Source organism: Brevibacterium sp. FAM 27836 (assembly GCF_051351055.1).
Taxonomy (GTDB): Bacteria; Actinomycetota; Actinomycetes; order Actinomycetales; family Brevibacteriaceae; genus Brevibacterium.
This window is the reverse complement of sequence record NZ_CP195711.1, coordinates 1,466,784-1,479,156: the sequence shown is the minus strand read 5'-3', so window position 1 is coordinate 1,479,156 and position 12,373 is coordinate 1,466,784. Positions and strand designations below refer to the sequence as shown.

The window sequence follows — 12,373 nt, the reverse complement described above, 5'->3', positions numbered from 1 at the left end:
GGCGAACGTGATGTGAATGTCGCCGAGGCGGCCCACCCCGGTGGGATGGACCGCCTCGGTGGGTGAGCCCATCCCCGGAGGGATGAGCCGCCTCGGCGAGGTGGGAGGTCACAGCCTCCAGCAGCTGTCGAGGGGAGCCTTGCCCGCGAACGTGCGACTGGTGAAAGTTTCGACCCGGGGCAGCGAGGCGATGTAGCCGCCGACGTGTGTGGGGCCGAGATTGTCCTCGAACGCCACCTTGTGACCGGCGCGGCACCAGGTCGAGGCGAGCTCCTTGCCCTGTTCGAACGGGATGACGTCATCGAGGCGGCTGTGGTTGACCAGCAGCGGGACATCGGGCACGGGGGCCTTGCCCAAGCGCTGCCTGTCGGCAATGTCCATGAATTTCTCCTCGACGATCTCCTGGAGGGACCTGCCGTCCTTCGTCAGCGACTTCGAATCCGTGAACGCCGTCGAGAGCAGAGCCTCGACGGTGCACTGATTCGATGTTGCGGCGACCGTCTCCTGTCCCTTCTCGTTGAGGAATTCAGACAGATCGATGTCGGCCTGCGCGGCGAACGTGTCGACTCCGTACAGCGCGAATGCCGTATAGACGCTCGAGAGGCCGGACACGGTCTTGTACAGGTCCGTCGGAACTGCGCCCGCCGAGGCGGAGGCGACGTTGAGTTCGGGAGCCCATTCTTTCTGGAGCTCCAGGGCAGCAGTCGTGGCGTGACCGCCCTGCGAGTAGCCGCGCAGCTGCAGCTGGGTCTTCTCATCGATCTCGCTGCCCTCGACCTGCTGGACGGCGCGCGCCGCATCGAGGACCGAGCGACCCTCCTCGGTGCGGTTGAGGTAGTGATGGGTACCTTCCGTGCCGAGCCCCAGATAGTCGACGACGATGACGGGATGCTTCGCGGCCAGGGCCGAGGCGACGGAGATGCCCTCGTATTCGGTGCCCATGCCCATCTGTCGGCTGGGGGCGCACTTGTCGGCGATGCCCTGAGTGCCCGGGGAGATGACGACGGCATCGTCTGCGGGGCCGCTCGCGCCCTTCGGCGTGAGCAGGGTGGCGGTGGCGGCTCGCGCAGTGCCCTGCTCGTCGGTGGTCTTGTACATGAACGTCGTCGTCTTCGCGCTGTGCTTGATGAGTTTGACGGGGTCGAGGTAGAAGTCCGATTCGGCCTGCTTGACCACGGCACCGTCCTCGTCCGGCAGCTCGTCCGGCGTTTCGTAGAAGTCCTCGGGGACGCCATTCGCGGGGAGATCCTCCAGCGCCGCGGCGTATTCGACGTCGGCGGTGGTGAGCGCGTCGGACTTGTCGACGGCGGCCTTGGCCTGCTGGACGCTGACGCCTTGGGGCACGTTGCTCCGGTTCAGCGAATCGGAGTCCTCGGCCTGTCGGTCTTCGACGAGGTCCTTGGCCTCCTGCTCCGTCTGCGGTGCGAGTGATTCTGCGCTGGCGGGTGCTGCTGCAGTGCCCAGGGTCAGTGCCAGACCGGTGACTGCTGCGGTGCTCAGGACGGCGAAGCGCCGTGAGTGGGTGAGCGTTCTGTGACGAGACGTGCTCATACGTGTAGTCCTCTTCTGTCGTTTCTCTCGGCATTGAGCGTGCGCGGACAGTGGTCGCGTCACTGACCGCAGCAACGAGGGTGACGTCGGCGCGGTCGTCAGTAGTGCGGGGCCCGCATGGTGACGGACATCACGATCCTACTCGATAGTAGAACTTACCAGTAACTTACGGATTCGAGCACTGTTGCCGCGCGTGTGGAGGATCTCGGGTGGTGAGTGTGAAGGCCGGGAGTGCGGAGATCGCGTTCCCGGCCTTCACGCCGCTTGGCTAGGGGCCCCGCTTGACCTGGGGCTGCTTGACCCCGGGGCCGCTTGGCCCGGGACCGGGGCCCAAGTCCTCAGCTGAGCCTCGCCTCGGCCCCCTCGACCTCCGGGTAGATCGTCTCCTCGGGTGCGACTCCGTGGTTGCGGATGAGGACGTAGTAGAGCACGAAAGTCACCACGATGCCCACGAGCCAGGAGATGTCCGCACCGCCGAGCTTGGCGACGAGTGGGCCGGTGTAGAAGGACTGGGCGAGGAATGGAATCTGAATGAGCACGCCGACGCCGTAGGCCAGCAGTGCGCGCCAGTTCCATTCTCCGTAGCGGCCGCGGCGGTCGTAGAACGCCGGGATGTCGAAGCGGTCCTTCGAGATGAGGTAGTAGTCGGTGAGGTTGATGATGCTCCAGGGGGTGAAGACCATGAGCAGCGTGAGGACGAAGTTCTTGAAGTTCGCGAGGAAGTCCGCCGAGGCGAGCAGTGCCACGAGCACGGTGAGGGTGACGATGCCGACGACGAAGACCGCGCGGGTCCAGCGGCGGATTGTCGCCCGGTTGCCGAAGGAGGTGAGGATCGTCAGCGTGCACATGAACGCGCCGTAGGCGTTGAGCGTATTGACCGTGAGCTTGCCCAGCAGGATGACGATGAAGATGAGGAGTGCGAACACCCCTCCGCCGACGATGTCGCCGACGTAGGCGACCTGGTTCTCGACGAACAGGTTGCCGGATTCCGTCATGGCGGCGGCTCCGATGAGCGCACCCAGGGTCATCGACCACTGCGAACCGATGACCGATCCGCCGAAGGTGAACCAGAAGGTCTTCGAAGCTGGGGTCGATCGTGGCAGGTATCGCGAATAGTCGGCGACATAGGGGCCGTAGGTCAGCTGCCAGCCGACGGACAGGGCGATTGCGGAGAGGAAGGCGGGGAAGGCGAACGACGAGCCCGAGATCAGACCGGGGACGTCGACCTGTGTGAGCACGCAGTAGGTGATGAACAGGAACCCGAGTAGGCCCGTCACCGAGGAGATCCGACCGAGCACGTGGATGTACTTATACCCCAGCAGGGCCACCAGGGCGGTGAGCGCACCGAAGATGACGATGCCGACCCATGGGGTCTGGACTCCGATGATGAGGTTGACGGCCTGGCCGGACAGGACCGCACCGGTCGAGGCGAAGCCGATGTACATGAGCACGACGAGCACGAGCGGGATGATCGCGCCGATGATGCCGAACTGAGCACGCGAGGAGATCATCTGCGGCAGGCCGAGCTGCGGTCCCTGCGCGGAGTGCAGTGCCATGACGATTCCGCCGATGATGTTGCCGATGAGCAGACCGATGATGGCCCACAGTGCATCGGCGCCGAAGACGACGGCCAGGGCCCCGTCGACGATCGCGGTGATCTGAGTGTTGGCGCCGAACCACAGGGTGAACTGGGAACGTGGCGTTCCGTGACGCTCAGCGTCAGGCACCATCTCGATGGACCGTTTCTCGATCCCCGAATTGGTCGTACTCGCCATGATCTTCTCCTTTGAACTGATGAACCTGGTTCAGTGTGGCATCGCTGCACAACACCCGACGAGGTCCAGATCACACTTTCTGTCCGAAATATCGGAAAATCTCGCCGAGGCGGCCCGGAACGTCCGGACATCGGAGCGGGGGTCCGAGGAGCGACCGACTCGCCCTCAGATACCGTGCCGATCGTAGACTCCGACACGTTTCGGTGCTGTTTCGCGCCCGGTCTCCCGGCCGCACCGGCCGCTATTTCGACAGAGAGCGCGCGATGATCGTGCGCTGGATCTCCGACGAGCCTTCGTAGATGCGGTAGATTCGGGCATCTCGAACGTAGCGTTCGAGCGGAAAGTCCCGGGTGAAGCCGTAGCCGCCGTGGATCTGCAGGGCTTCGTCGGCGATGAAGGCGGCCGCCTCGGAGGCGGCGAGCTTCGCCGTAGCCGATGACCGAGTGAAGTCCACCTCGGCGTCGCGCTGTTCGGCGGCGTCCATCGTCAGAAGCCATGCCGATCGGTACTTCGTGTACATATCCGCGAGCTTGAAAGCGATGCCCTGGAGCCGGTTGAGCGGCTTTCCGCTGATCTTGCGTTCGCCAGCCCAATCCACGGCAGCGTCGAGTGCGGCCTTGCCGATTCCCAGACTCATTGCCGCAACTTCGATGCGTCCGCGGTCGAGCACGCGCATGGCTGTTGTGAAGCCTTCACCTTCGACGCCGAGCAGAGCATCCTCGGGGACGACCGTGTCGATGACGAATTCGAAGACCGGGCTGCCGCGCAGGCCCATCGTCTTCTCCGGGGGATTGAAATCCAGCCCCGCTGAGGCGACCGCGGTGTCGACGATGAATGCGCTGATTCCCTTGTGGCCGGCGTCGACGTCGGTCTTCGCGTAGACGATGATGAAGTCCGCGAAGCCGGCGTTGGTGATGAAGCACTTCGTGCCCTTGATATGCCATCCGCCGTCGACGCGAGTGGCCTTCGTCGACATCTCCGCCGGGTTGGACCCGGCCCCCGGCTCGGTGAGTCCGAAGGAGCCGATGACTTCGCCGGCGGCGGCCCGCGGCAGCCACGCCTCGCGCTGGGCGTCGGTGCCGCCGAGCAGGATCGAGTCGGTGGCGAGGAACTGCGCGGTGACGATCGACGCGGTCGATGCGCACGCCTCGGTGATGGCGGCGACCATCTGGCTCATCGCCACCGAACCGACGCCGGGCCCGCCGAATTCCTCGGGCAGGTTGAGCCCCATGACCCCCACCTCGGCGAGGGTCTTCAGGGTTTCGTCGGAGACGCGTTCGTTCGCGTCGGCGGCCGCGGCCTGTGGGACGAGGACGTCCTTGCTGATCGAGACGACGGCGTCGACGAGTTCCTGTTCGTCGGCGGTGATGTCGAAGGCCATAAGAGTGCTCCTTTGCAATGGGGATCGGTTCGATGGAATTGGACGGGGTCCCGACCAGGAGGATCGGGGAATCCTGACTGAGAGGCCAGGGGATTCGTGCGGAGTGCGCCGCCTCGGCGAGGTTGAGGCCAGCCGATCAGGTCAGGGTGCGTCGGTGGGTGCGGCGAAGTCGGCGTTGTGTTCGCCGAGGCGGGGTGCCGGAAGCGCGGACGCAGGGCGGGTGCCGTCGACGAGGAGCGGGTGGCCGAGGATGGCGTGCCCGGACCGGGGGTCGGTGGCAGTGAGATCGCGATCGGAGCCGATGGGGCCGGTGACCGCCTCGGCGAAATCGAGGACGGGGGAGTTCGGGATCCCGGCGGCATCGAAGATCTCGCACAGCTCGGTCACGGTGCGCCCCGTGGTGAACTCTTCGATCTCGACGCGCAGCGCCTCGGCGTGCTCCGACCGCTGCCCGTCGGTGGCGAAGCGCGGATCGGTGACCAGTTCCGGTTTGCCGAGGGTGCGGGCAAGAGTGCCGAAGAGACGGTCGTTGGCCACGGCGATGACGAGCAGCCCATCGGCTGCGCGGTAGGTGTCGAAGGGCGCCGAGACCGGGTGGCGGTTGCCGACCCGGGCCGGGTCGATGCCGGCGGCATGGAGTGACGCGTTCGTCGGCTGCATGGCGAGCATGACGTCGAGCATCGGGATGTCGATATGGGCGCCTTCGCCGGTCGTCTGCCGGCGGAAGAGCGCCGACGAGATGCCGAAGGCGGCGAAGACTCCGGCGGAGACGTCGGCGATCGATTCGCCCACGCGGGTGGGCGAGCCCTCGGGGAAGCCGGTCGAGGCCATGAGGCCGCTCAGGGCCTGGATGACGGTGTCGTAGGCGGGGCGTTTGGCTTGGGCGCCGTGCTGTCCGAAGCCGGAGATCGACGCGTAGACGATATCGGGCTTCACGGCCCTGAGGTCCTCATAGGACAGGCCGAGCTTCGCGGCGACGCCCGGGCGGAAGTTCTCGACGACGACATCGCAGGTCTTGATGAGGTCGAGCAGGCGAGCGTGGTCTTTCGAGTCTTTGAAGTCGGCCTCGATCGAGCGCTTTCCGCGGTTGAGTCCGGTGAAGTAGGTCGACCCGGATTCTGTGAAGGGTCCGAGATGTCGGGAATCGTCTCCGTGGCCGGGCATCTCGATCTTGATGACCTCGGCGCCCTGGTCGGCGAGCATCGCCGTGGCATAGGGACCGGCGAGGACTCGGGAGAAATCGGCGACCCGAACCCCGGTCAGCAGCTGCTTCGTTGCGTTCATGGTCCTCATCTTCGGCGCTGACCTGGGCGAAGACAACGGGGTCTCCGCGGAAATCGTCCGAGATGTCGGACGGAGGTGTCGGACGTCCCGAAGCTCCGACGGGCCGTCTGCCCCCGGGGCGGAGTTCCGGCACTCAATGCACGTTGCCCTGGCCGGAAGAGCTTCCGGCCAGGGCAGTGCACTGAGTTCTTCTCGTCGTGAGACGAGCGGGCCTCAGGCTACGCGTTCGAAGACCGCGGCCATTCCCTGGCCGCCGCCGATGCACATGGTCTCGAGGCCGTAGCGCGATTCGCGGCGATCCATCTCGCGCAGCAGGGTGGCGAGGATGCGGCCACCGGTCGCGCCGACCGGGTGGCCCAGTGAGATGCCCGAGCCGTTGACGTTGAGACGCTCGGCGAAGTCGGATTCGGACAGTTTCCATTCGGTCGTGCAGGCGAGCACCTGCGCCGCGAATGCCTCGTTGAGTTCGATGAGGTCGATATCGCCGAGTTCGAGACCCGCGCGCTGCAGTGCCTTCGCGGTCGCCGGGACCGGGCCGATGCCCATGGTTTTCGGCGGCACACCGGCCACGGCCCAGCTGCGCATGCGGGCGAAGCCCCGCAGACCCAGCTCGGCGGCCTTGGCCGCGGTGGTGACGATGCACAGAGCAGCGCCGTCGTTCTGGCCTGAGGCATTGCCGGCGGTCACCGTGGCCTCATCGTCGGACTTCCCGAGCATCGGCTTGAGCTTCGCGAGCTTCTCGACCGTCGACCCGGGACGGATGTGCTCATCGGTCGTGATGACCTGTTCGGGGGTCTTCCTGGTGGCCGGCAGCGTGATCGGCACGATCTCCTCGGCGAACTTCCCTTCTTCCGTCGCCGAGGCGGCCCGACGATGCGATTCAACGGCGTAGGCGTCCTGGTTCTCCCGCGAGATCTTGTACTCCCGACGCAGGTTCTCCGCGGTTTCGATCATTCCTCCGGGCACCGGGTAATCGTTGCCGCCGGCGGTGAGACGGCCGCGGACGAGACCGTCCTTGAGTTCGATGTTGCCGCCCTTGACGCCCCACCGGATCTCCTCGTTGAAGAACGGTGCGCGGCTCATCGACTCGACGCCGCCGGCAACGACGAGGTCGGCGAAACCGGCTGAGATCATCGCGTGGGCGTCGGCGATCGCCTGCAGGCCGGAGCCGCAGCGACGGTCGACCTGGCGGCCGGGAACGGTGATCGGCAGTCCCGCATTGAGGGCGACGACGCGGCCGATCGCCGGAGTCTCCATGTGCGGGTAGCAGTTGCCGAGGATGACATCCTCAATGGCCTCGCCCGGCAGGTTGGTCTTCTCCAGCAGAGCTGCGAGGACCTGTCGGCCGAGCTCCTCATGCGGAACGTTCTTGAACTGTCCGCCGAATCCGCCCACGGGGGAGCGGAGAGGTTCGCAGATGACGATGTCTTCGGACACAGAGTCTCCCTTTGGGTTGTGATCGAGCCGTCCTGCTGCGGCGGTGAGGCATCGATCCCTTCGGCATCACTGCCGATGCTGATATCAATACATTCTGATTTATGAACATATCCGAATAGATCGCGAGAGACAAGAGGTCATCTCAATGAATGGGCATCCGACGCCCCGATGGCGGATGTGCCGACGGCGGACGCGCGCGCGGTGAACGATGGTGGGGTCGGTCGCGTGGGCGGCGGGTGTGGAGGTTTTCCGAACGGCGGTGAGACCGGCCGAGCTCAGCGGACTGTCGGCAAGACCGCCTCGGCGACATCGAGGACCGTGCTCAGGGCTGCGTCCTGTTGGTCGAGGCGGTATGCGAGGTGAAGCTGGGTAGCTTCGTTCGGGAGATCGAGCGGCACGGCGGTGATCCGCGAGTCGTAGCCGGCGGCGACGGAGTCGAACGTGATCGTCACACCCATTCCGGCGGCCACGAGCGCAGAGATCGACTGCGAATCGGGGGCCTCCTGGACCGTGCGCGGGCTGAACCCGGCATCGAGGCATAGGCGCATGGCGGTCTCGCGCAGGTTCGAATTCGGGCGCGCGGGCAGAAGGACGAAAGGCTCATCGGCGAGCTCTGCGACGTCGATCTTCTTCCGATTCGCCAGGCGATGTGAACTCGGCAAGGCGACACATGGGCGCTCGATCGCCACTGGGCGACCCGCGATGAGCGGAGGCCGCCGACGCCAGCGGACCAGCGCGAGGTCGAGAGTGCCGTCCATGATCCTCTCGAGGCCTTCGTCGGCATAGACCGTCGACTCGAGGTGGAAGGCGATGCCCGGATTGCGTTCGTGCGAGGCTGCCACGAGGGTGGCGGCGAGGTCCCGGGAGGATGGATGCGAGTAGCCGAAGCGCACGCGTCCGACCTCGCCGCTGGAGGAGCGGTGGACGGATTCGATGGCGGCCTGCTGGGTGGCGAGCATGTGTTTGGCCGGTTCGAGCAGAGCCTCACCGGCGGGGGAAAGGCTGACTGAGCGCGTCGTGCGTTGGAACAGTGAGGCGCCGAGTTCGGTCTCCAGGGAGCGGATGGTGCGGCTCAGCGGGGGCTGGGCCATACCGAGGCGTTCGGCGGCGCGGCCGAAGTGGAGTTCCTCGGCGACGGCGACGAAGGCGCGGATCTGCTGCAGTTCCACTGTGTTCTCCTGTATCAGGCGGTCCGGGCGAATGTCTTAATTATTGCATGAATTGACAATAATCACAGAGATATTTTGCGGATTTCGGTAATTGCTATAGCCTGCGAACCATGCACAGTGACACAGTCGTCAGTCTGCCTGAGGCCATCGAACGCTACGTCGAGGACGGGGCCACGGTGGCGCTCGAGGGGTTCTCCCACCTTATCCCGTTCGCCGCCGGACACGAGATCATCCGACAGGGAATCTCCGGACTCACCTTCTGCCGGCTCACCCCCGATCTGCTCAGCGACATGATGATCGCCGCCGACTGCGTCGATCGCCTTGTCTGCTCCTTCTTCGCCTCCGGTTCGGCCGGCAGCCTCTACGAGGTGCGGCGCCGCATCGAATCGGCCGACCCGCGGCCGCTCGCGGTCGAAGAGTACTCACACCACGCGATGACCCTGCGCTATCACGCCGGAGCCGCTCGCCTGCCGTTTGCTCCGATCGGCTCCTTCGTCGGCTCCGACATCCCCGGCATCAACCCGGACATCCGCTCCGTCGTCGACCCGTATTCGGGCAAGAAGACGTACGTCGTGCCGCCGCTCAACCCCGACGTCACGATCATCCACGCCCAGCGCGCCGACCGTCATGGCAACGTCCAGATCTGGGGCATCACCGGCACTCAGCAGGAAGCGGTCTACGCGGCCGACCATGTCATCGTCACCGTCGAGGAGATCGTCGACGACGAGGTCGTCCGCTCCGACCCGAACCGCACTCTCATCCCGGCTCACGCCGTCGACGCGGTGTGCGAAGTGCGAACCGGGGCGCACCCGTCCTATGTGCAGGGCTCCTACGATCGCGACAATGCCTTCTATCGCGAATGGACCGCGATCTCGAAGGACCCCGCCCGGTTGCAGGAGTGGCTCGACGTCCATGTGCGCAGTACCCGCGATCATACCGAGTACCTCGAATCGATCGGTCACGATCGTCTCCGCGGTCTGCTCGTGGATCCGCGCCCCTCGGGCGTGGTCGATTACGGACGCCGGACGCAACCGAGCGAAGGGAGCCTGAAGTGAGCACCACCTCGGCGAAGGACTTCACCGAAACCGAACTCATCGTCTGCGCGGCTGCGAAGATGCTCGCCCGCAGCCGCACCGTCTTCGCCGGCGTCGGGCTGCCCACGCTGGCCGTCGACCTCGCCCACCGCACGGTCAATCCGAGCATCCAGCTCATCTACGAATCCGGGGTCGCCGGCGCGCACCCCGAATCGATGGCCGAAGGCATCGCGGACTCCGTCGTCGTCTCCGGGGCCGAGGCGGTCGTCAGCATGCATGCCCTCTTCGGCTACGTCCTCCAAGGTGGGAACGTCGATGTGGGATTCCTCGGTGCAGCGCAGGTGGACCGGTTCGGTTCGCTCAACACCACCGTCATCGGCGACTGGGAATCTCCGAGAGTGCGCCTGCCCGGTTCGGGCGGCGCCGCCGACATCATGGCCAATGCCGGAGAGGTCTTCGTCGTCCTCCGCCGCCATGACCCGGCCGCCTTTCCCGCTGAACTCGACTTCGTCACCTCGGCCTCGCCCGTGCGCGCGGCGGAGCAGCCAGACTTCATCCAACCGCGCGGATTCGGAGTCTCCACCGTCATCACCCCGCTGGGGATCCTGCGGCGGCGTGAGCGCCTCGGCGAGCTCGAACTCAGCGAGGTCCACCCGGGAGTGACCGTCGAGCAGGTGCAGGAAGCGACCGGCTGGGACCTCGCCGTCGCCGAGGATGTCACGCAGACCCAGGCGCCGACGGCCGAAGAAGTGCGCCTGCTCCGCGACGAGATCGACACGGTCCGCCTCTACCTGCGCTGAGGCGGGTGCGGGTGCGGGAGTCGGCAGAGGTTGGTCGGCCGGCCCCAGCCCCGCTGCGCCAGCCCGAGGGCACCAGCGCCACGGCACTGTCTACGACGAATAGCACGGGTTGTGGTGTCTAGTTACTTATCGGACAGTGTTCCTACACACTTACCGGACACAGTCCTGACACACTTATCGGACGCCGTTGAGGTCTTACTGGCTTATCGGACACCCCAACGATTGTGTGGGGGCTATGACCCCACGCATCAGCACACACATTCGCCGACTCATCTAAGGCTGACACAGAGGGTAACCCCGACGACCCCGAACAGGAATCAGTCGCCCAGTTCTGCCGGACCCACACACTCAGCCGCGACTCGTACTACCGCATCAAGAACCAACCCGATCGCTTCCTCCCACAATCGACCGCGCCGAAGTCCCCACACCGCACCTACGGGGAACTGACATGGATCGAAGTCAGACGCTTCCGCGAAATGCTCCAGACCGAAGGCTATGACGACGGGCCCCGGTCAATTAAATGGGAAATGATCAGAGCCGACCTCGACAAGTCCCTCATCCCCAGCACCGCTCGCATCGCCCAATATCTCCACAACAACGAACTCGCCCCCATCAACCCGAAGAAGCGCCCTCACGCGTCGTACAAACGCTTCCAGAAGGACCACGCCAACGAGCTGTGGCAACTCGACGGATTCGAATACCGCCTTCCCGATGGCACCATCGTCACCATCATTCAGCTCATCGATGACTGCACCCGCTACATGCTCGCCCTCGACGTCTCTGACGATGGTGAAACCAGCCGGGCTGCACTGAAGTCCATCACCGACGCTATCGCTGCCTACGGCAAACCACGCGAGATCCTCAGCGACAATGCTCGCGCGTTCACCATGCAACGCTTTGGAACCGTCGGCAGCGTCGATATCGCCATGGCCGCGCAAGGCATCATCCTCACCCCGGGCCCTTTCCACCGCCCCCAGAACCAAGGCAAGGTCGAAAGCTCCCATAAACCCGCGCTCAAACGCCTCAGAGCAAAGAAACCCACGACTCCTGCCGAGGTTGCTGACCTGCTCAAGGAGTTCCGGCAGCGCTATAACCACGAACGTCAGCACCTCGGACTCGGCGAAGGAATCACTCCTGCCAGTGCTTGGCAGGCAGCGACGCGAGTTCCTGAACCCACCAAACCGATCGACATCAGCCAGTTCAGGGACCGCTACACAACGCCCGAATCACGCGGGTATCTCAACCCGGCGACGACGACCAGGCGCCTGCTGCGGCGCGGACAGCTCAATTTCGCTGGCAAGCAGATACGGTTCGGACCGATCTGGAGATTCCAAGAACTGGCCATCATCGATCAGGGCTCGTACTACGAGTTCTTCCACCTCGCCACGGGAATATCCGTGGCGAAACTATTCCGACCGCTGCCCGATCTGCATTCACTGGCGATCAAGAAATACGGCATCTACACCGCCGGAGATCAGAAGCACCTTCCCGACGGTATCGAACCGAGAAAATGACTCAGGCGGTGTCCGATAAGTGTGTAGGAACACTGTCCGCGAAGTGGCGAGACAACCTGTCCGATAAGTAACTAGACAACACAACGAATAGCACGGGTTGCAACCAGTGCTATTCGTCGTAGACAGTGCCGTCAGCTGTTGGCTGCGGGAGTGGAATGTCGAGACGGTACACTTTTCTCTCAATTGCCCACCGAGGAACGTGAGCAGTTCAGAGCAGACAGTACCTCAACGTTGCTGGCCATGAAGTTGTTGACGTGTCTTGGGAGGTGCGGTGCAGACCGGTACGATGAGCCGTATGTCGAGCCCCGAATCGGACACTCAGGGGCTGTCGGTCACGCCGTCAGCCCCTCACCTTCGCTGAACCCCTATCGCTGCTGCCCAGTGCTGCACGCAGCTCGATTCTCGGATGATTCTTTGGGCGCTGACCG

Annotated in this window: 9 protein-coding genes; 3 read left to right on the top strand and 6 right to left on the bottom strand. The window is 64.7% G+C overall.

Features of this window, described 5'->3' with window-relative positions:
• Positions 1 to 108 precede the first annotated feature (108 nt).
• From ACSE4D_RS06700 to ACSE4D_RS06675, 6 genes are all read right to left on the bottom strand, one after another.
• Entirely contained in the window at positions 109 to 1,551 is a 1,443-nt protein-coding gene (locus tag ACSE4D_RS06700; protein WP_436326856.1) for a lipase family protein, read from the bottom strand.
• 338 nt (positions 1,552 to 1,889) lie between these two features.
• Positions 1,890 to 3,326 carry a purine-cytosine permease family protein gene (locus ACSE4D_RS06695; RefSeq protein ID WP_436326855.1) on the bottom strand — a complete coding sequence of 479 codons (1,437 nt, stop codon included), beginning with the start codon at positions 3,324 to 3,326 and terminating at the stop codon, positions 1,890 to 1,892.
• A gap of 241 nt (positions 3,327 to 3,567) precedes the next feature.
• Positions 3,568 to 4,707, bottom strand: coding sequence for an acyl-CoA dehydrogenase family protein (locus ACSE4D_RS06690; protein WP_436326854.1), 1,140 nt, complete (start codon positions 4,705 to 4,707; stop codon positions 3,568 to 3,570).
• Between the two features lie 141 nt (positions 4,708 to 4,848).
• Positions 4,849 to 5,991, bottom strand: coding sequence for a CaiB/BaiF CoA transferase family protein (locus ACSE4D_RS06685; RefSeq protein ID WP_436326853.1), 1,143 nt, complete (start codon positions 5,989 to 5,991; stop codon positions 4,849 to 4,851).
• A gap of 213 nt (positions 5,992 to 6,204) precedes the next feature.
• Entirely contained in the window at positions 6,205 to 7,428 is a 1,224-nt protein-coding gene (locus tag ACSE4D_RS06680) for an acetyl-CoA C-acetyltransferase (protein ID WP_436326852.1), read from the bottom strand.
• A 275-nt stretch (positions 7,429 to 7,703) separates the two neighbouring features.
• Positions 7,704 to 8,597, bottom strand: a complete 894-nt coding sequence (locus ACSE4D_RS06675) for a LysR family transcriptional regulator (protein ID WP_181271317.1) — start codon at positions 8,595 to 8,597, stop codon at positions 7,704 to 7,706.
• A 110-nt stretch (positions 8,598 to 8,707) separates the two neighbouring features.
• Between ACSE4D_RS06675 and ACSE4D_RS06670 the strand changes: the two genes are divergently transcribed.
• The 3 genes from ACSE4D_RS06670 to ACSE4D_RS06660 all read left to right on the top strand — a co-directional run bounded on the left by ACSE4D_RS06670 (position 8,708) and on the right by ACSE4D_RS06660 (position 11,945).
• Positions 8,708 to 9,652: a CoA transferase subunit A gene (locus ACSE4D_RS06670; RefSeq protein ID WP_436326851.1), complete on the top strand. Its 945-nt coding sequence runs from the start codon at positions 8,708 to 8,710 to the stop codon at positions 9,650 to 9,652.
• The gene (locus ACSE4D_RS06665) at positions 9,649 to 10,431 is read left to right on the top strand and encodes a CoA-transferase subunit beta (RefSeq protein WP_436326850.1); all 783 of its coding nucleotides are present in this window, start codon (positions 9,649 to 9,651) and stop codon (positions 10,429 to 10,431) included. Before ACSE4D_RS06670 ends, ACSE4D_RS06665 begins: the two co-directional genes overlap by 4 nt.
• Positions 10,432 to 10,907: 476 nt before the next feature.
• Entirely contained in the window at positions 10,908 to 11,945 is a 1,038-nt protein-coding gene (locus tag ACSE4D_RS06660) for a DDE-type integrase/transposase/recombinase (protein ID WP_436326849.1), read from the top strand.
• Positions 11,946 to 12,373: the final 428 nt, after the last annotated feature.